This window comes from Enterobacter cloacae complex sp. 418I7 (assembly GCF_050030705.1).
Classification (GTDB): domain Bacteria; phylum Pseudomonadota; class Gammaproteobacteria; order Enterobacterales; family Enterobacteriaceae; genus Enterobacter; species Enterobacter intestinihominis.
In genome coordinates this window covers 1,442,031-1,466,102 of sequence record NZ_JBLGUU010000001.1, presented here as the reverse complement: position 1 = coordinate 1,466,102, position 24,072 = coordinate 1,442,031, and the positions used below count along the sequence as shown (strand labels likewise).

Sequence of the window (24,072 nt, the reverse complement as noted above, 5' to 3'; positions counted from 1 at the left end):
CTTACTTATACCTGATGGCCGGGTTAATGGCGGCGTACAGCACATCCACCACTAAGTTGATAAGAATAAACTCCAGCGAGAAAAGCAGAACTTCAGCCTGAATAACCGGATAGTCACGCATATCGACCGAGTCGACCAGCAGGCGCCCCAGCCCCGGCCAGTTAAAGACCTTCTCAACCACGATAGAACCGCCCAGCAGGAAGCCGAACTGTAGCCCCATCATCGTGACCACCGGGATCATCGCATTACGAAAACCATGCTTCAGAATGACCCATTTCTCACTCACCCCTTTTGCCCGCGCGGTGCGAATGTAATCTTCGCTCAGCACGTCGACAAAGGAGGCGCGGGTGAAACGGGCCATCACTGCCGCAACGGCTGCGCCAAGCGTCATAGAGGGCAGAATGTAGTGCTTCCAGGTGTCGGCCCCGACGGTGGGCAACCAGCCCAGCTCGACGGAGAAAATCTGCATCAGCAGCATACCCAGCGCAAACGCCGGGAAAGAGATACCGGTGACTGCCAGCGCCATACCGAGCTTATCCGGCCAGCGGTTGCGCCAGACGGCGGCGACAATCCCCGCGCCCAGGCCAAACACAACCGCCCAGCTCATACTGGCAATCGTTAACCAGAAGGTGGGCATAAAGCGGCTGGCAATCTCCTCCGACACCGGACGACGCGACACCATCGAGATGCCGAAATCGCCCTGAAGGACATTGCCAATGTAGCGCAGAAATTGCCGATACAGCGGCTGATCAAGACCGAGCTGTTGACGTACCAGTTCGATAACCGTCGCATCCGCTTCCGGTCCGGCAATCAAACGCGCCGGATCGCCGGGCAGCATGTGGACAAACAAAAACACCAGCACGGCCACAATCAGCAGCGTCGGGATAAGCCCCAGCAGGCGTTTACACACATAATTCAGCATGAGTTTTATTTTAGATCCGCGTCGTCAAAGCTAAAGCCCGTATCCGGCATGATGTAAAAACCGGTCAGCGCTTTATTGTGGGCTGAGACCAGTTTTTCCACCACCAGCGGCACCCACGGCGACTCTTTCCAGATAATGTCCTGCGCCTCTTTGTACAGGCGCGCTTTCTCTTCCGGTTTGGTGGTTTTCAGGGCATCGGCCAGATCCTTATCCACCTGCGGATTACTGTAGAACGCGGTATTGAACAGCGTTGGCGGCCAGTTCTGGGAAGCAAACAGCGGCGACAGGGACCAGTCCGCTTCACCGGTTGAAGCCGTCCAGCCGGTGTAGAACATCCGCACGCCGCTCTCTTTCTGTCCTTTGCCTTCCACTTCCGCCGCGCGCTGTCCGGCATCCATCGCCGTGACCCTGGCTTTAATGCCCACCTGCGCCAGCTGCTGCTGGGTAAATTGCAGCACCTTCTGCGCGGTACTGTGGTTATGCGACGACCACAGCGTGGTGCTAAAGCCGTTCGGATAGCCCGCCTCTTTCAGCAGTTCCCGCGCTTTCGCCGGATCGTACGGCCACGGCTGATAGCTCTGCGCGTACTCAATGGTTGGCGGCATCACGCCCGTCGCCGGGGTGGCGTAGCCGGCAAAGGCCACCTTCACCAGTGCCTGGCGGTTAATGGCGTAGTTGATGGCTTCGCGCACCTTCGGGTTATCAAACGGTTTCTGCGTGACGTTCATGCTGATGTAGCGCTGCATAATCGACGGGCTGGCCACCAGCTCCAGCTTGCTGTTTTTCGCCAGCAACGCTGCCTGTTCGTAGGGGATCGGGAAGGCAAACTGCGCTTCGCCGGTTTGCAGCATCGCGGCGCGGGTATTGTTGTCCACGACCGGCCGCCAGGTGAGGGTATCCAGCTTCGGCAGCCCCGGCTGCCAGTATCCGGCGAATTTCTTCACCTTCACATAATCGGTCTGGTTCCAGGTAAGCAGTTCGTACGGTCCGGTCCCCACCGGGTGGAAGCCAATCTCTTTGCCGTATTTCTTCAACGCCGCAGGGGAAATCATCACCGTCGCGGGATGCGCCAGGATATTGATAAACGCCGAGAACGGCTCTTTGAGGGTGATCTTCACCGTCGCCGGATCAATCACCTCGGTTTGGGCGATATTTTTATACAGGTTGTAGCGCTTAAGACCGTTTTCCGGATTGCTGGCTCGGTCCAGGTTGACCTTAACCGCCTCGGCGTTGAAGTCGGTGCCGTCCTGGAACTTCACGCCGGTACGGAGCTTAACGGTATAGACCAGCCCGTCGTCCGACACGGTATAACCTTCCGCCAGCACGTTTTTCAGCTTCATCTCGCGGTCCAGGCCGAACAGCCCCTGGTAGAAGGATTTTGCCACCGCCTGAGAAAGGGTGTCGTTAGCATCATACGGATCCAGCGTCGTGAAGTTAGACCCCACAGCCACCACCACGTCTTTCGCCGCGATCGCGGGGGCGGCGGCCAGCGCAGCCGTCACGCTCGCGGCAAGCAGCCATTGACGAGCAACAAAAGGAACCATTGTGTTCTCCTGCCTGTTGTAAGTTATAACCGCGAGAATGCATTGCCCTGACGCGGGGGTGCGACAAAATGACCGGGACCGACTTCACGCAGCGCCACGCGCTCCAGAGTTTCGCCCCGTTTACGAATATTGCTCGGCATTTCGTCCTGCAACAGCACGCGCTGGGCGTGACGATGCTCAGGATAGGCAACCGGTACGGCGGCCATCAGCTTGCGGGTGTACGGATGCTGCGGGTTTTCAAATACCGCCCGACGGGGGCCAATTTCAACAATTTGCCCCATGTACATCACCGCCACGCGATGGCTGATCCGCTCAACCACCGCCATATCGTGAGAGATAAACAGAAACGCAATGCCCAAATCCCGCTGTAAATCGAGCAGGAGATTGATGATTTGCGCGCGGATGGAGACATCCAGCGCTGACACGGACTCATCCGCAATCACCACTTTCGGATTCAGGGCCAATGCCCGGGCTATGCAGATACGCTGTCGCTGACCGCCAGAAAATTCGTGCGGATAACGCCAGGCATGCTCCGGTTTCAGGCCCACGCGCTCCAGCAGCCACGCGACGCGGCGCTGCGCGGCTTCACCGTCGAGCAGGTTGTGCACCCGCAGCGGCTCCATAATCGAGTACCCCACCGTATGGCGCGGATCGAGCGACGCATAAGGATCCTGAAAAATAAACTGAATATCCCGGCGTACCGCCTGCAATTTACCATTGGGGAGTGTATCGATGCGCTCACCGTTGAAGGTGATGCTCCCCTCCTGCGACTCAACCAGCCTGAGCAGCGCCCGCCCGGTGGTGGATTTACCGCAGCCGGACTCCCCCACCAGCGCCAGCGTTTCGCCCGGCCAGAGATCAAAACTGACGTATTCAACCGCATGCACTTCGCGCTTCACGCGGTTAAGGATCCCGCTGCGCAGCGGGAAACGGGTCACCAGGTCACGCACTTCAAGGATCGGCCTGCCGGAAACCACCGTGTTCTGCTCGGTTTCGTCTTCCTGCTGGCCCTGTTCGGTCTGAGAGAACAGCGGAAAACGGCGCGGAAAATCACTGCCATTCATGGCGCCCAGACGCGGGACCGCCGCCAGCAGCGCTTTAGTATAAGGATGCACCGGCGCATGAAAGACCTGCTCCACCGTGCCGGTTTCCACAGCATTGCCCTGATGCATAACCAGCACCCGATCGGCAATATCCGCCACCACCCCCATATCGTGGGTGATGAATATCACCCCCATCTCCATCTCCTGCTGCAACACCTTAATCAGTTGCAGGATCTGGGCCTGAATGGTGACATCCAGCGCCGTGGTGGGTTCGTCCGCAATGAGCACCGCCGGACGGCACGACAGCGCCATCGCAATCATCACCCGCTGGCGCATGCCACCGGAAAGCTGATGCGGATAGCGGGACAAAATCGCGTGCGCCTCAGGGATACGTACCAGCTCCAGCATCCGTTTAGCTTCGTTGAGCGCCTCATCACCGCTCAATCCCTGATGCAGGCGGATAGATTCGGCAATCTGCTCGCCCACCGGGAAGACCGGGTTCAGGGAGGTCATCGGCTCCTGAAAAATCATCGCAATATCCGCCCCGCGCACCCCCTGCATCCGGGACGCGCTCAGCTCGTTGAGATCGATAACCTGACGGTTGCGACGGCGCAACAGCATCCGCTCGCTGGTGGCCTGCCCGCCCGTCTGCTCAAGCAGACGCATCAGCGCCAGCGCGGTAACCGATTTACCGGATCCGGACTCGCCGACAATCGCCAGCGTCTCGCCGCGCCTGAGCGAAAACGATAAATTCTGTACTGCAGGGATGAACTGCCGCTCTTCCTGAAAGGCAATATTCAGTTGGTGGACAGCCAGCACTTCGCAGTTGTCCAGCTCTTCACTGTGCGGCACGCAATGCCCCCTTATTCACGATAAATGCCTGTGCTGGGCGCATCGCCGGCATACCCCCACGCCCGGTACATCCCTTCACTGTTGAACGGCAGCGCCACGTTGCCCTCCCGATCCACCGCGATTAAGCCACCTTCTCCGCCCAGGGCTGGCAGTTTCTCCATTACCACCCGCTCGCAGGCCTCACTCAGACTTAATCCGCCGTAATCCATTAGCGCGGTAATGTCGTAGGCCGCCAGCGCGCGAATAAACACTTCGCCAGTGCCGGTGCATGACACCGCCGCCGTGGCGTTATTAGCGTAACACCCGGCCCCCGGCAGCGGACTGTCGCCGACGCGTCCGGGAAGCTTGTTGGTCATACCGCCTGTCGACGTCGCGGCGGCGAGGTTACCGGCTTTATCCAGCGCCACCGCGCCTACCGTGCCCATTTTGCTGCGTTCATCGAGCGGCGCGGCATGGTCCAACTGCGTCATCCCCGCTGTACGGGCCTCCAGCAACTGCCGGTAACGCTCCTCGGTGGAAAAAAGATCGGGCGAGACCGTATCCATCCCGTGCTCGACGGCAAATTTCTCCGCCCCCGCCCCGGTCAGCAGCACATGCGGGCTTTGATCCATCACCAGACGCGCGGCCAGCACGGGATTGCGCAGTCGGCTGACGCCCGCCACCGCTCCCGCTTTCAGGGTGATACCGTCCATCACGCAGGCATCCAGTTCATGCGTTTCATCGCGCGTAAAGACCGAGCCAATACCGGCATTAAACAGCGGACACTCCTCCAGCAGGCGCACCGCTTCGGTCACCACGTCCAGCGCGCTTTCGCCCGCTTCCAGCATGCGCTGGCCTGTTTCCACAATGGCGTTCAGCGCATCAATATAACGCTTCTCCTGCTCGAGACTGAGCTGTGCACGGGTGATTGCCCCGGCACCGCCATGAATTGCGATAACCGCTTTACTCATTTCGCATCACCCATCAGCCTGGCTGGCTGCTTTTTCTATAAATATCATTATCGTCGACGAATCTTCAGATGATTTTTGAATATAGAAAGACGCAACTGTGATGTAAAGCGTACACCCATCGGGTCATACAGTTAGCCGCACTTTTCTGCCATAATGAGCGCTTTCGTTGTTACTCCGCAGGAGCCCACCATGGATTTTACCGCCGGACTGATGCCGCTTGAGACGGCACTCTCGCAGATGCTTGATCGTATTACTCCCCTGCACGACGTTGAGACGCTGCCGCTTGTGCGCTGTTTTGGCCGTATTGCCGCGCGCGATATCGTCTCGCCGCTGAACGTGCCGGGGTTCGATAACGCGGCGATGGACGGCTATGCCGTACGTCTGGCGGATTTGCAAACGGGTCAGCCGCTGCCGGTGGCAGGTAAAGCCTTTGCCGGGCAGCCGTTCAACGGTGAGTGGCCAGCGGGCACCTGCGTGCGCATTATGACCGGCGCGCCGGTGCCAAAAGGCTGTGAAGCCGTGGTGATGCAGGAAGAGACCGAACTAACGGACGACGGCGTGCGTTTTACCGCCAGCGTCAAAGCGGGACAGAATATCCGCCACATCGGGGAAGACATTACCCTCGGCGCAACGGTCTTTGCCGCCGGGCAAAAACTGACGGTCGCCGAACTGCCGGTGCTGGCATCGCTTGGCATCGCGGAGATTGACGTTGTCCGCAAGGTACGCGTGGCGGTGTTCTCCACGGGAGACGAGCTACAGCTTCCGGGTCAGCCGCTGAACGAGGGGCAGATTTACGACACCAACCGTCTGGCGGTGCACCTGATGCTTGAGCAACTGGGCTGCGAGGTGATTAACCTCGGCATCATTCCTGACGATCCGGAGAAACTGCGCGCGGCGTTTATCGACGCGGACGCCTTTGCCGACGTGGTGATCAGCTCCGGCGGCGTTTCGGTTGGCGAAGCGGATTACACCAAAACCCTGCTTGAAGAGCTGGGTGAAATCGCCTTCTGGAAGCTGGCGATTAAACCGGGCAAACCGTTCGCGTTTGGCAAACTTCCGCACAGCTGGTTCTGTGGCCTGCCGGGTAACCCGGTCTCTGCCGCGCTGACCTTCTACCAGCTGGTGATCCCGCTGCTGGCGAAGCTCTCAGGCAACAATGCCGACCCGCTGCCGGAACGTGTGCGCGTGCGGGCGGCAACGCGCCTCAAAAAATCTCCGGGCCGTCTCGATTTCCAGCGCGGCATTCTGGCACGCAACGCCGATGGCGAGCTGGAGGTGAGCACCACCGGGCATCAGGGTTCGCACATCTTTAGCTCCTTCAGCCAGGGTAACTGCTTTATCGTGCTGGAGCGCGATCGCGGCCACGTTGAGGCGGGCGAATGGGTTGAAGTGGAACGCTTTAACCACCTGTTCGGAGGCTGACATGACGGTGGAACTGAGCGACCCGGAGATGATGCGCTACAACCGCCAGATCGTGCTGCGCGGGTTTGATTTCGAGGGTCAGGAAGCGCTCAAGGCGGCCAGCGTGCTGGTTGTCGGCCTTGGCGGGCTGGGCTGCGCGGCGGCGCAATATCTGGCTGCGGCGGGCGTCGGCCGCATGACGCTGCTGGATTTCGATACCGTGTCGGTGTCGAACCTGCAACGCCAGACGCTACACAGCGACGCGACGGTTGGTCAGCCGAAAGTGGAATCTGCGCGCAGGGCGCTGGCGCGAATTAACCCCAACGTTCAGTTCACCCTGATTGACGCGATGCTGGATGACGACGCGCTGTTTGCGCAGATTGCACGGCATGACCTGGTGCTGGACTGCACCGATAACGTCGCCATTCGCAACCAGCTCAATGCGGGCTGCTTTGCCCATAAAACGCCGCTAATTTCCGGCGCGGCCATCCGCATGGAGGGGCAAATCAGCGTTTTCACCTACGCTGAGGGAGAGCCCTGCTACCGTTGCCTGAGCCGTCTGTTTGGCGAGAATGCGCTGACCTGCGTCGAGGCGGGCGTGATGGCGCCGCTGGTTGGGGTGATTGGTTCCTTGCAGGCGATGGAGGCGATTAAGGTGCTGGCGCATTACGGCACGCCCGCAGCGGGCAAAATCGTGATGTATGACGCGATGACCTGTCAGTTCCGCGAGATGAAGCTGATGCGTAATCCGGGGTGTGAGGTGTGCGGAGGTTAAACCCTGCTGCGGCCTGATGCCCTCACCCCGGCCCTCTCCCACAGGGAGAGGGAGAAAATCGTAGGCCGGGTAAGCGTCAGCGCCACCCGGCAACAGCATCAAATAGACGTCCGCCCAAACGCCCCCTGCCAGTCCTGCTCAAACTTCACAATTGCCGCATCTACTGCCGGAGAGGTAATAAACTGCTGCGCCACGTCCAGCGGTAGCGTGATGGACTCGCACCCTGCCAGCAGGCAGTCCAGCGCCTGGCGCGGGGTTTTAAAGCTCGCGGCGAGCACCTTTGACTGCGGTGCGTGCAGCGTCAGCAATTGTTGCAGTTCAATCACCGTCTGGATCCCGTCCCCGCCCTGCGCGTCCACGCGGTTCACGTAAGGGGCCACATACTCAGCACCCGCCAGCGCGGAGAGCATCCCCTGCGCTGCGCCGTATACCGCGGTACCCAGGGTCGGGATCCCTTCTGCTTTCAGCATTTTGATCGCCGCCAGCCCTTCAGCGGTCACGGGCACTTTCACCACCAGGTCATTGATTATCGCGCGCAGCTTACGTGCGTCTTCCACCATCCCCTCGGCGGTCTTCGCCATCACCTGGGCGAACAGCCGGCCCCTGCCGCCCAGCGCGTCGTGCAGCGCGAGCAGCAGTTCTTCCAAAGGCGTTTTACCCGCCGCCACAATGCTTGGGTTAGTGGTCACGCCCGCCAGCGGGAAGATACGCGCCAGCTTTTTGACTGCCGCAACGTCAGATGTGTCGAGATAAAGTTCCATGATGTCACCCTCAAAATTTGCCTGCATTTACCCTATCACGAGAAAACCTGCTCATGAATTGACCCATATCAAGATAACTTTCATTCGAAAGTAATTTAATCTTCATATGTAATCAGAGGGCAAAAAAATGATCTTCAACATACAGCGTTACTCCACCCACGACGGCCCCGGTATTCGAACCGTGGTGTTCCTGAAAGGCTGCTCGCTGGGCTGTCGCTGGTGCCAGAACCCGGAAAGCCGCTCCCGCACGCGGGACGTCCTGTTTGACGCCCGTCTGTGTCTGGACGGCTGTGACCTGTGTCAGCAGGCCGCGCCAGGGTGTGTTGAACGTGCGCTGAACGGGTTGATCATCCATCGTGAAAAATTAAGTGAAAAGACGCTCACTGTCCTCACCGACTGCTGCCCGACGCAGGCGCTTACCGTCTGCGGTGAAGAGAAGCAGGTGGAGGAGATTATGGCCACCGTGCTACGCGACAAGCCCTTCTACGACCGCAGCGGCGGCGGGATCACCCTTTCCGGCGGCGAGCCGTTTATGAATCCTGACCTGGCGCACGCCCTGTTTAAAGTCAGCCATGAACAAGGCATTCATACTGCGGTTGAAACCTGCCTTCACGTGCCCTGGCATTATATCGAGCCTTCACTGCCGTATGTCGATCTGTTCCTGGCGGATCTGAAACATGTCGACGGCGAGGTGTTCAAGCAGTGGACCGATGGTTCTGCTAAGCGGATCCTGGACAACCTGAAGCGCCTGGCTACCGTCGGGAAGAAGATCACCATCCGCGTGCCGCTGATCCAGGGCTTTAACGCCGATGAAGCGTCGGTTACCGCCATTACCAACTTCGCCGCCGATGAACTCGGCGTCGATGATATTCATTTTCTGCCGTATCACACGCTGGGCATGAACAAATACACCCTGCTCGGCCAACCCTACTCTGCCCCTGACAAACCGCTGGATAACCCTGCCCTGCTGGACTTCGCGCAGCAGTATGCCTGCCAGAAAGGGTTAACCGCGACCTTACGAGGATAAACTTATGACCACCCTGAATCTCAACACCCTCAGCGAGCGCATCAAGGCGCACAAAACGGCTCTGGTGCATATCGTTAAGCCGCCGGTCTGTACCGAACGCGCGCAGCACTATACCGAAATGTACCAGCAGCATCTGGACAAGCCGATCCCGGTACGTCGCGCGCTGGCCCTCGCCCACCACCTGGCAAAACGTACCATCTGGATCAAGCACGATGAGCTGATTATCGGTAACCAGGCCAGCGAAGTGCGTGCCGCGCCGATCTTCCCGGAATATACCGTCTCCTGGATTGAGAAAGAGATTGACGATCTGGCGGACCGTCCAGGTGCAGGCTTTGCGGTGAGCGAAGAGAATAAACGCGTTCTGCATGAAATCTGCCCGTGGTGGCGCGGCCAGACGGTACAGGATCGCTGCTACGGTATGTTTACCGACGAGCAGAAGGGCCTGCTGGAAACCGGCATCATCAAAGCGGAAGGTAACATGACCTCCGGTGACGCACACCTGGCGGTGAATTTCCCGCTGGTGCTGGAGAAAGGGCTCGACGGCCTGCGCGCGAAAGTAGCCGAGCGCCGCTCGCGCATCAACCTGACGGTACTGGACGATCTGCACGGCGATCAGTTCCTGAAAGCCATTGATATCGTGCTGGAAGCCGTAAGCCTGCACATCAGGCGCTTCGCCGATCTGGCTCGTGAGATGGCCGCCAGCGAAACCCGCGACAGCCGCCGGGACGAGCTGCTGGCGATGGCGGAAAACTGCGACATCATCGCCCACCAGCCGCCAAAAACCTTCTGGCAGGCGCTACAGCTGTGCTACTTCATTCAGTTGATTCTGCAAATTGAGTCCAACGGTCACTCCGTCTCCTTTGCCCGTATGGACCAGTACCTTTACCCGTACTATCGCCGCGACGTGGAGCTGGACCAGAGCCTGGATCGCGAGCACGCCATCGAGCTGCTGCACAGCTGCTGGCTGAAGCTGCTGGAGGTGAACAAAATCCGCTCCGGCTCGCACTCCAAAGCCTCTGCGGGCAGCCCGCTGTATCAGAACGTCACCATCGGCGGCCAGAAGCTGGTCAACGGCGAGCCAATGGACGCGGTCAACCCGCTCTCCTACGCAATTCTGGAATCCTGCGGCCGTCTGCGCTCCACCCAGCCAAACCTGAGCGTGCGCTACCACGCGGGCATGAGCAACGACTTCCTCGACGCCTGCGTGCAGGTGATCCGCTGCGGCTTCGGGATGCCGGCGTTTAACAACGATGAAATCGTCATCCCGGAATTTATCAAGCTCGGCGTGGAACGAGAGGACGCGTATGACTATGCGGCGATTGGCTGCATCGAAACCGCCGTCGGCGGAAAGTGGGGCTATCGCTGCACCGGCATGAGCTTTATCAACTTCGCCCGCGTGATGCTGGCAGCGCTGGAAGGCGGTCGCGATGCCACCAGCGGCCTGGTATTCCTGCCGCAGGAAAAAGCGCTTTCGGCCGGTAATTTCGGCAATTTCGACGAAGTGATGGCGGCGTGGGATAACCAGATCCGCTACTACACCCGCAAATCCATTGAGATCGAGTACGTGGTGGACACCATGCTGGAAGAGAACGTCCACGATATTCTCTGCTCGGCGCTGGTGGATGACTGCATCGAACGCGCGAAAAGCATTAAGCAGGGCGGCGCGAAGTATGACTGGGTTTCCGGCCTTCAGGTGGGGATCGCCAACCTCGGTAACAGCCTGGCCGCGGTGAAGAAGCTGGTGTTTGACCAGGGCGTTATCGGTCAGCAACAGCTGGCGGCGGCGCTGGCGGATGACTTCGAGGGGCTGACCCACGAGCAGCTGCGCCAGCGCCTGATCAACGGCGCGCCGAAGTACGGCAACGACGACGACAGCGTGGACCTGCTGCTGACCCGTGCCTACGAAACCTACATTGAAGAGCTGAAGCAGTATCACAACCCACGCTATGGCCGTGGCCCAATTGGAGGTAACTACTACGCGGGCACGTCGTCTATCTCCGCAAACGTGCCGTTTGGCGCAGCAACCATGGCGACGCCGGACGGACGTAAAGCGCACACCCCGCTGGCGGAAGGGGCAAGCCCGGCCTCCGGTACCGACCACCTCGGCCCGACGGCGGTGATTGGCTCCGTGGGTAAACTGCCGACGGAAGCGATCCTCGGCGGCGTGCTGCTTAACCAGAAGCTGAACCCGTCGACGCTGGAAAACGACAGCGATCGCCAGAAGCTGATGGTGCTGCTGCGCACCTTCTTCGAGGTGCATAAAGGCTGGCATATTCAGTACAACATTGTCTCGCGCGAAACGCTGCTGGAAGCGAAGAAACACCCTGATCAGTATCGTGACCTGGTGGTGCGCGTCGCGGGTTACTCGGCGTTCTTCACCGCCCTGTCACCGGATGCGCAGGACGATATTATTGCCCGTACCGAGCATACACTGTAAAAAAACGCCCGGTGGCGCTTCGCTTACCGGGCCTACATTGTCTCCCCTTAGGCCGGGTAAGGCGAAGCCGCCACCCGGCTTTCTGACTTTCATTCGAAATTAAATTTGTGCTCCCCGTCACCTTGTTATTAGAATGTTTCAAAACGCAGTGACCCAGGAGCACAGTATGACCGTAAAAGTTATCGTCACCGATATGGACGGAACTTTCCTTGATGATGCCAAGCAGTACGATCGTGACCGCTTCCAGGCACAGTTTGAGCAGCTTAAAGCCCGTAACATCGAATTTGTTGTCGCCAGCGGCAACCAGTATTACCAGCTCATCTCCTTTTTCCCGGAGCTGAAAGATCAGATCTCCTTCGTCGCGGAAAACGGCGCGCTGGTGTTCGACCACGGCGAACAGATTTTCCACGGTGAGCTAACGCGTCATGAGTCGCAGATCGTCATTGGTGAACTACTGAAAGACAAAGGGCTGAACTTTGTGGCATGCGGGCTGGAGAGCGCGTACGTCAGCGATAAGGCTCCAGAAGCGTTCGTGAAGCTGATGTCGAAACACTACCATCGCTTAAAACCCATCAGCGATTACCGCGACATTGACGACGTGCTGTTTAAATTCTCCCTGAACCTGCCGGACAGCGATATCCCGAATTTGGTCGATAAACTGCATGTCTCCCTGGACGGCATCATGAAGCCGGTTACCAGCGGCTTCGGTTTTGTCGATTTGATTATCCCGGGCCTGCACAAAGCCAACGGCATCAGTCGTCTGCTGAAACGCTGGAAAGTCTCCCCGCAGGCGTGCGTCGGCATTGGCGACAGTGGCAACGATGCGGAAATGCTGAAGCTGGTGAAATATTCATTTGCGATGGGCAATGCGGCAGAAAGCATTAAAGCGGTCAGCCGTTACACTACCGACGATAACAACCATCAGGGCGCGCTGAATGTGATTCAGGCCGTGCTCGACGCCCACTCCCCGTTCGACGTCTGATCCCCTACCTGCCGGAGCCTCACTCCGGCCCCTTCACTCTTTTTCCATCCTGTGGCGCCCGTCAAGGTTTTAAACTTGCATTAACTTATTTTTAACTTAAAGTATCACTTGTAGACACTTTTACTTTCGAATGAAAGATGAGAGGCAGTTATGACCTTTACCAGCGAAACGTTGCCAGCGGACCACAAAGCAGCAATTCGTCAGATGAAACGCGCGCTACGGGCCCAGATCGGTGACGTGCAGGCAGTGTTCGACCGGCTTAGCGACAAAATCGCCGCCCGCGTGGCGGAAATTAACGCCCTTAAAAATAAAGGTGAATCCGTATGGCCGGTAATCCCCTTTACGGATGTGAAAAACGGTACGATCACCGCCGAACAGCGCGAAGCGGTTAAACGTCGCGGCTGCGCGGTGATCAAAAGCCACTTCCCGCGCGAGCAGGCGCTGGCATGGGATCAATCGATGCTCGACTACCTCGATCTGAATAAGTTTGACGAGGTTTACAAAGGACCCGGCGATAACTTCTTCGGCACCTTAACGGCCTCTCGCCCGGAGATTTATCCGATCTACTGGTCTCAGGCGCAAATGCAGGCGCGCCAGAGTGAAGAGATGGCACAGGTACAGTCGTTCCTGAATCGTTTATGGACATTTGAGAGCAACGGTAAGCAGTGGTTCGACCCGGACGTGAGCGTAATTTATCCGGACCGCATTCGCCGCCGCCCACCAGGAACAACCTCGAAAGGACTTGGCGCACACACCGATTCCGGCGCGCTGGAGCGCTGGCTGCTGCCCGCTTATCAGCAGGTCTTTGCCCGCGTGTTTGACGGCAACGTTGAGAAATACGACCCGTGGAATGCTGCGCACCGTACCGAGGTGGAAGAGTACACGGTGGATAACACCACCAAATGCTCCGTGTTCCGCACCTTCCAGGGCTGGACGGCACTGTCGGATATGATCCCCGGCCAGGGACTGCTGCACGTGGTGCCGATCCCGGAAGCGATGGCTTACATTCTGCTGCGTCCGCTGCTGGACGACGTGCCGGAAGACGAACTGTGCGGCGTGGCGCCGGGGCGCGTGCTGCCGATTTCTGAGAAGTGGCATCCGCTGCTCATCGAATCGTTGACCAGCATTCCCGCGCTGGAAGCCGGTGATTCTGTCTGGTGGCACTGCGATGTGATCCACTCGGTCGCGCCGGTGGAAAACCAACAGGGCTGGGGCAACGTGATGTATATTCCTGCCGCGCCGATGTGCGAGAAAAACCTCGCCTACGCGAAAAAGGTCAAGGAAGCGCTGGAAACCGGCGCGTCACCGGGAGATTTCCCGCGCGAGGATTATGAGAAAAGCTGGCAGGACCGTTTCACCGTGAACGATCTGAACATCCACGGCAAGCGCGCGCTGGGCATGGCTTAACTGTCGTAAAGCCCTTCCCGCTCAACGGCGGTGCGTCGTTTTCCCTGACGTATCCGCCGTACCGATTCCCGCACGGCCAGCGTGCCGTTCAGCAGCAATGTTCCGACCGGCGCGTCCGGGCGCATCAGCCGCTGCTGGAGCATATATACCGCTTCTGTTCCCAGCTCATCGCGCGGGACATGCACCGCCGTCAGAGGCACATCCTGAATCGCCGCGAGATTAAAGCCGTCGATGCTCATCACCGAGACATCCTGCGGCACGCGCAGACCGTGTTTTTGCAGGGCGCTGATGGTCCCCGCCGCCATAAAGTCGCCGCCCACCAGGAACGCCGTCGGCAGATCTTTCCCTTTTTGCTGGTGAAGCCACTCACTCACCAGTTGCTCCGTCTCTTTGGCGCTAAAGCTTGGCACCATCAGCAGATCGCGCCGGTCGCTAAACCTGAGGTTATGGCCGTGCCACGCGTCGCGGATCCCCGACAGGCGCAGCTCCATGGTATAGCGACGCAAACACAGCACATTCATCACCTCCCGGTGCCCCATCTCGAACAGGTACTCCGCCGCCCGCTCGCCAATGGCGCGGTGATCCGGCGCGACGGCGGGCAGGCGCATGTGGCGGTCCCGGCAGTTAATCAGCATGCAGGGTTTGCCCACGTCTACCGCCAGATCGTGGATATGCGGATCGTCGATACCGAGGAGGATCGCCGCCTGGGTGTCCACTTCGTTCATGCGGGCCAGAAACAGCTGGGCGTCGCTGTCGTTCTCCTCCAGCGCACAGTAACGCAGGCGAACCTCGTGCGAGGCCAGCCCTTTGCTCACGCTCTGGATGACGCGGTAATAAAAGATGTCAGACCGCTCGTCAAACGCCCGCTGCGGGGCAAACACCATCAGGCTGTTAAGCAACAGACGCCCCGCCGCCATGCCCTCTATTACCCCCAGCTCCCGCGCGCATGCCAGCACCGTTGCCCGTGCTTTTTCGCTGGTGTTTGCCTTCCCCGCCAGCACGCGGGAAACGGTGCTGATGGAGAGCCGGGTACGGGCGGCGATTTCGGTGATTTTAAGCCTTTTATCCATTTTGTGATCTGGCTCCGGATGTGAAATGAAAAAATTTTCACAACATCTTTATCAGGTAATAACTTGCGAGAAGGCCATAATGCCGAAAATTAAACCTCGGTTATGAGAAAGTTTGCACAAAATCCACTATTTCCTGCTCAATTTCTCTCTTAAGGTGAACCTGTCACACAACTTCCATACTAGTTGTATAGCAGCTTAGCACTCTAAAACAGATAACTTTCAAACGCCTGACGCTGTGTGACACCTGAACCTTTGTCCCTTACCGTCCGTCTTGTGGAGAAGAAAATGAGTCAGGACATCAACAACACCGTTGCGACAAGCAAAACCCGTCGCGTCATTAAGAATCTGCGCTGGTACGTACTGGTGCTGTTTCTTCTTGGCGTGACCGTAAACTACATCACCCGTAACTCGTTAGGTATTCTCGCCCCCGAGCTGAAAGAGAGCCTCGGCATCACCACCGAGCAATACTCGTGGATCGTCGGCGCGTTCCAGATCGCCTATACCATTTTCCAGCCCCTGTGCGGCTGGCTGATTGACGTTATCGGCCTCAAGATTGGCTTTATGGTCTGCGCCGGGATTTGGGCGCTGATGTGTATCTTCCACGCAGGTGCCGGGAGCTGGCTGCATCTCGCGATCCTTCGCTTCTTTATGGGCGCGTCCGAAGCCGCCGCCACGCCAGCGAACGCCAAAACCATCGGTGAATGGTTCCCGAAATCAGAGCGTCCTGTTGCCGCCGGTTGGGCGGGCGTGGGCTTCTCCATCGGTGCGATGCTGGCTCCGCCAATCATTTACTTCGCTCATGCGTCGTTCGGCTGGCAGGGTGCGTTTATGTTTACCGGCGTGCTGGCGCTGCTGTGGGTGATCCTATGGTGGATCTTCTATCACAACCCGGAGCAGCACCCGAACCTGAGCCGCGACGAGCTGGCGTTTATCAAACAGGATAACGAACCCGCTCCGGTCAGGCTGCCCTTTCTGACCGCGCTGAAAACCGTCTCGAAGAACAAACGGTTCTACGGTATCGCCATTCCGGCCTTTATGGCGGAACCCGCCTGGGCGGTGCTGAGCTTCTGGGTGCCGCTGTACCTCGCCAAAGAGCACGGCATGGATTTGAAACAGATCGCGATGTTCGCCTGGCTGCCGTTCCTCGCCGCCGACCTCGGCAGCGTGGCGAGTGGCTACCTCACCCGGCTTTATACCCGCTGGTTCGGCTGCACCCGCGTCAACTCGGTGGTGGCAAGTTCAGTGACCGGCGCGTTTCTGATGATTTCTCTGGCCGTTGTGGCCGTGACCCGCGACCCGTATATCACCATCGTGCTGATCTCCATCGGCGGTTTCGGCCACCAGATTATCTCCTGCATGCTGAGCGCGCTGGTCGTGGAGTCGTTCGACAAGGGCCAGATGGCGACGGTTAACGGCATGCGCGGCTCGGCGGCGTGGATCGCCAGCTTCCTGTTCTCTCTTTTGATTGGGGTGACCGCCGACAAAATCGGCTTCAACCCGCTCTTTATCGCCATGGGCTTCTTTGACCTGATTGGCGCTTTGTTCCTGGTGGCATTTATTGCTGAACGTCGCGCCAAGCGCGCCTGATAGTGGATGTATTGCATATGAAAACCCTGAAAAACTGGACCATCGATACGCAGTCAGCGAATCATCTGGAACTGCTGGTGGATAACCAGCACCGTCTGTGCCTGTATGTGCTGGAAGAGAATCTGTTCCGCGTGCTGATCAAGCGTAAAGGCCAGCTGGCGCTGGACCGCACCTGGAGCATCGCGCCGGAACAAGACGTACCGTGGGAAGGCCGCCGTCGCGACGATGTCAGCGGCTTCACCTGCCCGGCCTGGACACTGACGCAGCAGGGCGATGCGTTAACCGTAGCGACCGAACAACTGCGCGTCACCGTCCACCAGCCCCTGTGGCTGGAGTGGCACTACCGCAATGAAGCGGGCGAGTGGCAGCCGCTGGTTAACGACCGTCCCACCAGCGCCTACCTGCTCAATGCCCACGGTGACGGCGTGGCGCACTATCTCAGCCGTCGCAAGGATGAACGTTTTTACGGTCTGGGTGAGAAAGCGGGGGATTTACAGCGTAACGGCAAACGCTATGAGATGCGTAACCTGGACGCGATGGGCTATAACGCCGCCAGCACCGATCCGCTTTACAAGCACATCCCGTTCACCCTCACCCGTCGCGATGACGTGAGCTACGGCCTGTTCTACGATAACCTGAGCAGCTGCTGGCTGGATCTGGGTAACGAGATCGACAACTATCACACCGCCTACCGCCGCTGGCAGGCGGAAGCGGGCGATATTGACTACTACCTCTTCACCGGCAAGCGCGTGCTGGACGTGACGAAAGCCTTCGTGCGCCTGACGGGGAAAACGCTGTTCGGACCGAAGTGGAGCCTGGGCTACAGCGGCTCAACCATGCACTACACCGACGCGCCGGACGCGCAGGACCAGCTGATGAACTTCATCCGCCTGTGCGATGAGCATGCCATTCCGTGCGACTCGTTCCAGCTCTCCTCCGGCTATACCTCGATTAACGGCAAGCGCTACGTCTTTAACTGGAACTACGACAAAGTGCCGCAGCCGAAGGTGATGAGCCAGGCGTTCCACGACGCGGGGCTGCGGCTTGCGGCAAACATCAAGCCGTGTCTGTTGCAGGATCATCCCCGCTACGGCGAAGTGGCGGAACGCGGCCTGTTCATTCGCGATTCAGAAACCGATGCGCCTGAACGTTCCAGCTTCTGGGATGACGAAGGATCGCATCTCGACTTCACCAACCCGCAGACGGTGCAGTGGTGGCAGAACGGCGTGACCACGCAGCTGCTGGAGATGGGCATCGACTCCACCTGGAACGACAACAACGAGTATGAAGTGTGGGACGGGGAGGCGCGCTGCTATGGCTTCGGCCAGGCGATCGCCATCAAGCATATTCGCCCGGTGATGCCGCTGCTGATGATGCGCGCCTCGCTGGAAGCACAGCAGCGCTTTGCGCCGGATAAACGTCCGTATCTGATCTCCCGCTCCGGCTGTGCCGGAATGCAGCGCTACGTTCAGACCTGGAGCGGCGACAACCGTACCAACTGGGACACCCTGCGCTACAACATCCGCATGGGCCTGGGCATGAGCCTGTCCGGACTGTTCAACGTCGGTCACGACGTCGGCGGTTTCTCCGGCGACAAGCCGGATGCCGAGCTGTTCGTGCGCTGGGTACAGAACGGCGTGATGCATCCGCGCTTTACCATCCACTCGTGGAATGACGATCGCACCGTGAACGAACCGTGGATGTACCCGGGCATGACCCCTGCGATTCGCAGCGCCATTGAACTGCGCTATCGCCTGCTGCCGTATCTCTACACCCTGCTCTGGCAGGCGCACGCCGACGACGAGCCGATGCTGCGCCCGACCTTCCTCGATCATGAACACGATGCGCAGACCTTTGAAGAGTGCGACGACTTCCTGCTGGGCCGTGACCTGCTGGTGGCCAGCGTCGTCGAAGCCGGGCAGCGCGAGCGCCGCGTCTGGCTGCCGGATAACGAAACCGGCTGGTACGATTTTTACACCCACACGTGGTATGCGGGCGGGCAATCGATCGTCCTTGATGCGCCGCTGGAAAAGCTGCCGCTTCTGGTGCGCGCAGGGGCCGGTTTGCCGCTCAGCGAACGCATCCGTCACGTGAGCGCCGATAAAGACGATACCCGTGAGCTAAAACTGTTCCCGGTGAAAGGCGTCGGCACCACCTCCGGGCTGCTGTTTGAGGATGACGGCGAAAGCTGGGGCTACCTGAACGGCAATGCGCTGTGGGTGGAATGGGAGATGGTGTGCGACGGCGCAAGTATCAACCTGAAGGTGAATGCGCGCGGCGACTATCGTCCGGCATGGAAGGCGCTGAAGGTGTCATTACCGACGGGGGAAAAACGTACGCTGCGGGTGAACGGGGTTGAAGGGGGCGAGTGGGTGGTTTAGTGCGGCCTGATGCCCTCACCCTAACCCTCTCCCACAGGGAGAGGGGATAGAACGTAGGCCGGGTAAGGCGAAGCCGCCACCCGGCTATTTTTTTAACTCTCGATACCTTTACTGCGCAGGTAATCTTCGTAGTTACCGGTGAAGTCCACCACGCGCTCTGGCGTGATTTCGATCACGCGGGTCGCCAGGGAGCTGACGAACTCACGGTCGTGAGAGACGAAGATCAGGGTGCCCTGATACATCTCCAGCGCCATGTTCAGGGATTCGATCGATTCCATATCCAGGTGGTTGGTTGGTTCGTCCATCACCAGGATATTCGGTTTTTCCATCATCAGCTTGCCGAACAGCATACGGCCCTTTTCACCACCGGAGAGCACTTTGGCGGGCTTTTTGATGTCGTCCTGGCTGAACAGCAGACGCCCCAGAATGCTGCGTACCGCCTGCTCGTCGTCGCCTTCCTGCTTCCACTGGCTCATCCAGTCGAAGACGGTCAGATCGTTTTCGAACTCATATTCATGGTCCTGCGCGTAGTAACCAATCTGCGCGTTTTCAGACCATTTCACGGTACCGTTATCCGGTTGCATTTCGCCCACCAGAGTTTTCAGCAGGGTAGATTTACCCACGCCGTTGGCGCCCAGGATAGCAATCTTCTCGCCCACTTCCAGCAGCAGGTTGAAGTTTTTGAACAGCGGGCCTTCATCGAAGCCTTTGGTGAGGGCTTCCACTTCCAGCGCGTTACGGAACAGCTTCTTGTCCTGCTCGAAGCGGATGAACGGGTTCTGACGGCTGGAGGCTTTTACCTCTTCCAGCTTGATTTTGTCGATCTGACGGGCACGCGACGTTGCCTGGCGCGATTTAGAGGCGTTGGCGCTGAAGCGGCTCACGAAGGATTGCAGGTCCGCAATCTGCGCTTTCTTCTTGGCGTTGTCGGCAAGCAGACGTTCACGCGCCTGGGTTGCCGCCGTCATGTACTCATCGTAGTTGCCCGGATAAACGCGCAGCTCGCCGTAATCCAGATCCGCCATGTGTGTACACACCATGTTCAGGAAGTGACGGTCGTGCGAGATGATGATCATGGTGCTGTCGCGATCGTTCAGCGTCTGCTCCAGCCAGCGGATGGTGTCGATGTCCAGGTTGTTGGTCGGTTCGTCGAGCAGCAGGATGTCTGGATTAGAGAACAGCGCCTGCGCCAGCAGCACACGCAGCTTCCAGCCTGGCGCAACTTCGCTCATCGGACCATAATGCTGTTCAACAGGAATGCCGACGCCCAGCAGCAGTTCGCCCGCACGCGCTTCCGCAGAATAACCGTCCATTTCGCCGTACTGCGTTTCCAGGTCGGCCACTTTGTAACCGTCTTCTTCGCTCATCTCAGCGAGACCGTAGATACGATCGCGCTCCTGCTTCACTTCCCACAGCTCCGCATGCCCCATGATCACGGTGTCGAGCACGGTGAACTCTTCGAAGGCGAACTGATCCTGACGCAGCTTACCGATACGCTCGTTCGGGTCGAGCGACACGTTGCCCAGCGTCGGCTCCAGGTCACCGCCGAGGATCTTCATAAAGGTGGATTTTCCGCTACCGTTGGCACCAATCAGGCCGTAACGGTTGCCGCCGCCAAATTTGACGGAAATATTTTCGAACAGCGGCTTACTGCCAAACTGCATAGTGACGTTGCTGGTAACTAACACGGAGAGATTCCTGCGAAAAGTGTGATAAACGCGGCATTATGCCACAATTCCGAATTGAGATCCTGTGTTGCGGTAATCCACTAAACTTTAACAAAATCGAAAAAAATGTGATTTCGTACACATCTGAATTCCCAGTTAACGGGAATGCACATATAATGCGCTCCCATTACAGATTCAGACTTCTCAACTCATCGCCAGAATGGCTTAGATACCTCGCATAACATGAACATGAAATTAACAACGCTTTTTGCGGCGGCGTTAGCCGTAGTAGGTTTTTGTAAGACCGCGTCTGCGGTGACGTATCCCCTGCCGACAGACGGAAGCCGTCTGGTGGGTGAAAACCAGGTGGTGACAGTTCCGGAAGGTAACACTCAGCCGCTGGAATACTTCGCGGCGCAGTATCAGCTCGGCCTGTCTAACATGCTGGAAGCGAACCCGGGCGTTGACCCGTATCTGCCGAAAGCGGGTACCGTACTCAACATTCCACAGCAGCTGATCCTGCCGGATACCGTGCACGAAGGTATCGTGATTAACAGCGCCGAAATGCGTCTGTATTACTACCCGAAAGGCACCAACACCGTGATCGTTCTGCCTATCGGTATCGGTCAGCTGGGTAAAGACACCCCGCTGAACTGGACCACCAAAGTGGAGCGTAAGAAAGCGGGCCCAACCTGGACGCCGACCGCCAAAATGCACGCTGAGTACATTGCTGCCGGTGAACCGCTGCCGGCCGTTGTGCCTGCTGGCCCGGATAACCCGATGGGTCTGTACGCGCTGTACATTGGTCGTCTGTATGCCATCCACGGTACTAACGCCAACTTCGGTATCGGCCTGCGCGTAAGCCACGGCTGCGTACGTCTGCGTAATGAAGACATCAAATTCCTGTTCGATAACGTGCCGGTCGGTACGCGCGTGCAGTTCATTAACGAACCGGTGAAAGCGACGTCAGAGCCGGACGGCAGCCGTTACATTGAAGTGCATAATCCGCTGTCCACCAGCGAAGATCAGATCAACAACAACGAAATCGTACCGATTAAGCTGACCAGCGTGGTGCAGTCCGTTACCTCTCAGGCGGATGTTGACACGACCATCGTTGACCAGGCGATTCAGAACCGTTCCGGTATGCCGGTGCGTTTGAACTAATCGCGAGCACGAACAAAGCGGGCCTCGAGGCCCGCTTTTTTTTATCCGTTATTCACAATAACGATGCCGCCATGGTCATAGCGATAGTGACAATGGGCGTACTCCAGCGGCGTACCATCTTCCAGATAGATCACCTGCTCGACCTCCAGCACCGGGTCGGTTGGCTCACAGACCAGATGCTGCATATCCAGCGCACTGGGCTTCAGCGCCCGCACCACACGATACGATCCCATGATCTTCAGCCCCAGCGTCTCCTGCACATACCGGAATACCGAACTTTCAAGATGGGTTTTGTTCAGGCCGGGCACCAGATTGAGCGGCATCACCGTGGCGTCCAGGGACATCGGCTCACCGTTGAGTAAACGCAGACGGATGAAGTCATAGATCGGCGTATCCGGATTTATCATCAGCGAGGCCTGCTCTTTCTCGTTCGGGAAGCGAAGTTCGAAGTGCACCACCTGGCTCGTCACCGTGCCTAAATGTTCCCAGGTTTTGGTCGCCCCAAAGTAGTCGCTGCCGGAGAGATCCCACTGGGAAAGCTGGAGGAAATTTTTGCGGATGAACGTGCCCTGTCCCTGCCGGGTATAGACCAGCCCTTCTACGATCAGCTGACGCATCGCCTGCTGAATGGTCATCCGGCTGGTGCTGAATTCCGCCGCCAGCGCGAACTGGTCCGGCAACGGTTCATTGGCGGCGTACTGCTGGGTAATAATGCGTTTCTTAATTTCCCGCGCTATGGTGATGTACTTCGCCGCCATCTTCCTTCCTTAAATTAGTTTTCTGTCCCGCTGTTTTTCACGGCCACTCGCTCGGCCACCTTGAGGAAAGGCAGGTAGAAGAATACACCAAATACGATGATTGCCAACTGCACCACCACCGCCCGCCAGTCCCCCGCCGTCGCCAGCCAGGCGCTGAGGATCGGCGGGGTCGTCCACGGGATCATCACCACGCAGCGCGACATGAGCCCCAGCGTGGTACAGAGCCACGCAAAGTAAATCCCGATAGCGGGCAGCAGCACAAACGGGATCATCAGCGGCAGGTTAAAGACAATCGGCAGGCCGAAAATCACCGGCTCGTTGATGTTGAACAGACCCGGCGCCAGTGACAGACGCGCCACCTGCTTCGCTGATTTCTGTCTTGAGAAGATGAAGATAGCGATCAGCAATGAGATAGTGCTGCCCGTCCCGCCCACCATGCCAAAGGTCGGCACAAAAATGTTGTTGATGATGTGTGGGATCGGCTGGCCGTTGGCAAAGGCCAGCATGTTCTCGTTGGTGTTGATCAGCAGAAACGGCTCCAGCACCACGCTGTTGACTACCGACTGATGAATACCGAGCGTGAACAGGAAGTTACCGAAGCTGTAAATGAAGATCGTCCCGGGCAGACTGGTGTTGATCAGCCGCAGCGGCTGCTGAATGAATGTCGTAATGAGATGGATCAGATCCGTATGCAGCACGTTCGCCAGTATGGCCGCCAGCACCGCAAACAGGGAGAGCGTGAGGATTGTCGGGATCAGCGCGGTAAAGGATTTGCTCACCGCCGGAGGCACGTTCTCCCCCAGCGAAATGTGCAGCGCCTTCAGCCGTGAAATGGCGATAAACAGCTCGGTTGAGAGCAGCCCAATCAGCACCCCGGCGAAAATGCCGGTGGAGCCGATATTGGCGAACGTCAGCACCTGGGTGACGTTCACCGTGGCGTCGCTGCCGACAGGCGTAATCTGTAAGCGCATCGGCATCATGATGATGAAGCTGCTGACGGCGATAACCACTGCCGAGACCGGATTGTCGAAATCTTTGTTACGCGCCAGCGACCAGGCGATCATCGGCGCCAGCAGCAGCGCGGCGATGTTAAGCGTGCCGTTGATAATCGCCTCGCCCCACACCTTAAACTGCGTGAGCGTGTCGCCTTCCAGCACCCATGGAAACACGACGTTGTTCACCAGCACCGCCAGACCGGCGAGGATGAAAATCGGCATCACCGTGGCGAAAGCGTCGCGCAGGGAGCGAAGATGCACCTGGTTTGCCAGGCGCGCCGAGAACTCAACAAATTTATCGACAAAAGACTGCATGTGCGGTGTTATTTTTGTTTCAGACATAGCGGAG

General features: G+C 58.3%; 18 protein-coding genes. 9 read left to right on the top strand and 9 right to left on the bottom strand.

Going from position 1 to position 24,072, the window contains the following annotated elements:
• Window position 1: 1 nt before the first annotated feature.
• Genes gsiC through iaaA form a run of 4 tightly spaced genes read right to left on the bottom strand, consistent with a single transcriptional unit; the run spans window position 2 to window position 5,311 of the window.
• The gene (gene gsiC, locus ACQG0S_RS06965) at window positions 2-922 is read right to left on the bottom strand and encodes a glutathione ABC transporter permease GsiC (protein WP_048966434.1); all 921 of its coding nucleotides are present in this window, start codon (window positions 920-922) and stop codon (window positions 2-4) included.
• A 5-nt stretch (window positions 923-927) separates the two neighbouring features.
• The gene (gsiB, locus tag ACQG0S_RS06960) at window positions 928-2,466 is read right to left on the bottom strand and encodes a glutathione ABC transporter substrate-binding protein GsiB (RefSeq protein ID WP_023299669.1); all 1,539 of its coding nucleotides are present in this window, start codon (window positions 2,464-2,466) and stop codon (window positions 928-930) included.
• Window positions 2,467-2,489: 23 nt separating this feature from the next.
• Window positions 2,490-4,361, bottom strand: coding sequence for a glutathione ABC transporter ATP-binding protein GsiA (gene gsiA / locus ACQG0S_RS06955; RefSeq protein ID WP_426750145.1), 1,872 nt, complete (start codon window positions 4,359-4,361; stop codon window positions 2,490-2,492).
• An 11-nt stretch (window positions 4,362-4,372) separates the two neighbouring features.
• A complete protein-coding gene (iaaA, locus tag ACQG0S_RS06950; RefSeq protein WP_048966432.1) occupies window positions 4,373-5,311 on the bottom strand; it encodes a beta-aspartyl-peptidase in 939 nt (312 codons plus the stop codon).
• A gap of 189 nt (window positions 5,312-5,500) precedes the next feature.
• On the opposite strand from iaaA, the gene moeA reads away from it, so the two are divergent.
• Complete coding sequence (moeA, locus tag ACQG0S_RS06945) at window positions 5,501-6,733, top strand: molybdopterin molybdotransferase MoeA (RefSeq protein ID WP_048966431.1); 1,233 nt, start codon at window positions 5,501-5,503, stop codon at window positions 6,731-6,733.
• A gap of 1 nt (window position 6,734) precedes the next feature.
• Window positions 6,735-7,487 (top strand): molybdopterin-synthase adenylyltransferase MoeB, encoded by a 753-nt coding sequence (moeB, locus tag ACQG0S_RS06940; protein ID WP_048966430.1) that lies wholly within the window; start codon window positions 6,735-6,737, stop codon window positions 7,485-7,487.
• A 98-nt stretch (window positions 7,488-7,585) separates the two neighbouring features.
• Here the strand turns inward: moeB and fsa are convergent, their stop codons facing one another.
• Complete coding sequence (gene fsa / locus ACQG0S_RS06935) at window positions 7,586-8,248, bottom strand: fructose-6-phosphate aldolase (RefSeq protein ID WP_426750142.1); 663 nt, start codon at window positions 8,246-8,248, stop codon at window positions 7,586-7,588.
• Between the two features lie 127 nt (window positions 8,249-8,375).
• Here fsa and ACQG0S_RS06930 point away from each other — a divergent pair, with 127 nt between their 5' ends.
• The 4 genes from ACQG0S_RS06930 to ACQG0S_RS06915 all read left to right on the top strand — a co-directional run bounded on the left by ACQG0S_RS06930 (window position 8,376) and on the right by ACQG0S_RS06915 (window position 14,101).
• Window positions 8,376-9,275, top strand: a complete 900-nt coding sequence (locus ACQG0S_RS06930) for a glycyl-radical enzyme activating protein (protein WP_048966429.1) — start codon at window positions 8,376-8,378, stop codon at window positions 9,273-9,275.
• Window positions 9,276-9,279: 4 nt separating this feature from the next.
• A complete protein-coding gene (locus ACQG0S_RS06925; protein ID WP_048966428.1) occupies window positions 9,280-11,712 on the top strand; it encodes a formate C-acetyltransferase/glycerol dehydratase family glycyl radical enzyme in 2,433 nt (810 codons plus the stop codon).
• Between the two features lie 166 nt (window positions 11,713-11,878).
• Window positions 11,879-12,694: a Cof-type HAD-IIB family hydrolase gene (locus tag ACQG0S_RS06920; RefSeq protein ID WP_023299662.1), complete on the top strand. Its 816-nt coding sequence runs from the start codon at window positions 11,879-11,881 to the stop codon at window positions 12,692-12,694.
• A 150-nt stretch (window positions 12,695-12,844) separates the two neighbouring features.
• Window positions 12,845-14,101, top strand: a complete 1,257-nt coding sequence (locus ACQG0S_RS06915; RefSeq protein ID WP_169441020.1) for a DUF1479 domain-containing protein — start codon at window positions 12,845-12,847, stop codon at window positions 14,099-14,101.
• On the opposite strand, the gene ACQG0S_RS06910 is transcribed toward ACQG0S_RS06915, so the two are convergent.
• Window positions 14,098-15,171: a LacI family DNA-binding transcriptional regulator gene (locus ACQG0S_RS06910; RefSeq protein WP_032676354.1), complete on the bottom strand. Its 1,074-nt coding sequence runs from the start codon at window positions 15,169-15,171 to the stop codon at window positions 14,098-14,100. The genes ACQG0S_RS06915 and ACQG0S_RS06910 overlap by 4 nt on opposite strands.
• 285 nt (window positions 15,172-15,456) lie before the next feature.
• Here ACQG0S_RS06910 and ACQG0S_RS06905 point away from each other — a divergent pair, with 285 nt between their 5' ends.
• Both ACQG0S_RS06905 and ACQG0S_RS06900 read left to right on the top strand, forming a co-directional pair.
• The gene (locus ACQG0S_RS06905) at window positions 15,457-16,758 is read left to right on the top strand and encodes an MFS transporter (protein WP_022647536.1); all 1,302 of its coding nucleotides are present in this window, start codon (window positions 15,457-15,459) and stop codon (window positions 16,756-16,758) included.
• A 17-nt stretch (window positions 16,759-16,775) separates the two neighbouring features.
• Window positions 16,776-19,139, top strand: a complete 2,364-nt coding sequence (locus ACQG0S_RS06900; RefSeq protein WP_169441018.1) for a glycoside hydrolase family 31 protein — start codon at window positions 16,776-16,778, stop codon at window positions 19,137-19,139.
• A gap of 92 nt (window positions 19,140-19,231) precedes the next feature.
• Here ACQG0S_RS06900 and ACQG0S_RS06895 read toward each other — a convergent pair whose 3' ends face one another.
• Window positions 19,232-20,827 carry an ABC-F family ATPase gene (locus tag ACQG0S_RS06895; protein WP_023299657.1) on the bottom strand — a complete coding sequence of 532 codons (1,596 nt, stop codon included), beginning with the start codon at window positions 20,825-20,827 and terminating at the stop codon, window positions 19,232-19,234.
• Window positions 20,828-21,049: 222 nt separating this feature from the next.
• Here ACQG0S_RS06895 and ldtB point away from each other — a divergent pair, with 222 nt between their 5' ends.
• A complete protein-coding gene (gene ldtB, locus ACQG0S_RS06890; protein WP_169441016.1) occupies window positions 21,050-21,970 on the top strand; it encodes a L,D-transpeptidase in 921 nt (306 codons plus the stop codon).
• A 41-nt stretch (window positions 21,971-22,011) separates the two neighbouring features.
• Here the strand turns inward: ldtB and ACQG0S_RS06885 are convergent, their stop codons facing one another.
• Together ACQG0S_RS06885 and ACQG0S_RS06880 are read right to left on the bottom strand one after the other, a co-directional pair.
• On the bottom strand, window positions 22,012-22,728 hold the full coding sequence (locus ACQG0S_RS06885; protein WP_015571043.1) for a GntR family transcriptional regulator: 717 nt from the start codon (window positions 22,726-22,728) through the stop codon (window positions 22,012-22,014).
• Window positions 22,729-22,742: 14 nt separating this feature from the next.
• Entirely contained in the window at window positions 22,743-24,065 is a 1,323-nt protein-coding gene (locus ACQG0S_RS06880) for a PTS sugar transporter subunit IIC (protein WP_023299655.1), read from the bottom strand.
• Between the last annotated feature and the right edge of the window lie 7 nt (window positions 24,066-24,072).

Excerpts from the sequence above, each read along its gene's own strand:
- gsiC (WP_048966434.1), bottom strand. The coding sequence starts at position 922 with ATGCTGAATTATGTGTGTAAACGCCTGCTGGGGCTTATCCCGACGCTG.
- gsiB (WP_023299669.1), bottom strand. The coding sequence starts at position 2,466 with ATGGTTCCTTTTGTTGCTCGTCAATGGCTGCTTGCCGCGAGCGTGACG.
- iaaA (WP_048966432.1), bottom strand. The coding sequence starts at position 5,311 with ATGAGTAAAGCGGTTATCGCAATTCATGGCGGTGCCGGGGCAATCACC.
- moeA (WP_048966431.1), top strand. The coding sequence starts at position 5,501 with ATGGATTTTACCGCCGGACTGATGCCGCTTGAGACGGCACTCTCGCAG.
- moeB (WP_048966430.1), top strand. The coding sequence starts at position 6,735 with ATGACGGTGGAACTGAGCGACCCGGAGATGATGCGCTACAACCGCCAG.
- fsa (WP_426750142.1), bottom strand. The coding sequence starts at position 8,248 with ATGGAACTTTATCTCGACACATCTGACGTTGCGGCAGTCAAAAAGCTG.
- ACQG0S_RS06930 (WP_048966429.1), top strand. The coding sequence starts at position 8,376 with ATGATCTTCAACATACAGCGTTACTCCACCCACGACGGCCCCGGTATT.
- ACQG0S_RS06925 (WP_048966428.1), top strand. The coding sequence starts at position 9,280 with ATGACCACCCTGAATCTCAACACCCTCAGCGAGCGCATCAAGGCGCAC.
- ACQG0S_RS06920 (WP_023299662.1), top strand. The coding sequence starts at position 11,879 with ATGACCGTAAAAGTTATCGTCACCGATATGGACGGAACTTTCCTTGAT.
- ACQG0S_RS06915 (WP_169441020.1), top strand. The coding sequence starts at position 12,845 with ATGACCTTTACCAGCGAAACGTTGCCAGCGGACCACAAAGCAGCAATT.
- ACQG0S_RS06910 (WP_032676354.1), bottom strand. The coding sequence starts at position 15,171 with ATGGATAAAAGGCTTAAAATCACCGAAATCGCCGCCCGTACCCGGCTC.
- ACQG0S_RS06905 (WP_022647536.1), top strand. The coding sequence starts at position 15,457 with ATGAGTCAGGACATCAACAACACCGTTGCGACAAGCAAAACCCGTCGC.
- ACQG0S_RS06900 (WP_169441018.1), top strand. The coding sequence starts at position 16,776 with ATGAAAACCCTGAAAAACTGGACCATCGATACGCAGTCAGCGAATCAT.
- ldtB (WP_169441016.1), top strand. The coding sequence starts at position 21,050 with ATGAACATGAAATTAACAACGCTTTTTGCGGCGGCGTTAGCCGTAGTA.
- ACQG0S_RS06885 (WP_015571043.1), bottom strand. The coding sequence starts at position 22,728 with ATGGCGGCGAAGTACATCACCATAGCGCGGGAAATTAAGAAACGCATT.
- ACQG0S_RS06880 (WP_023299655.1), bottom strand. The coding sequence starts at position 24,065 with ATGTCTGAAACAAAAATAACACCGCACATGCAGTCTTTTGTCGATAAA.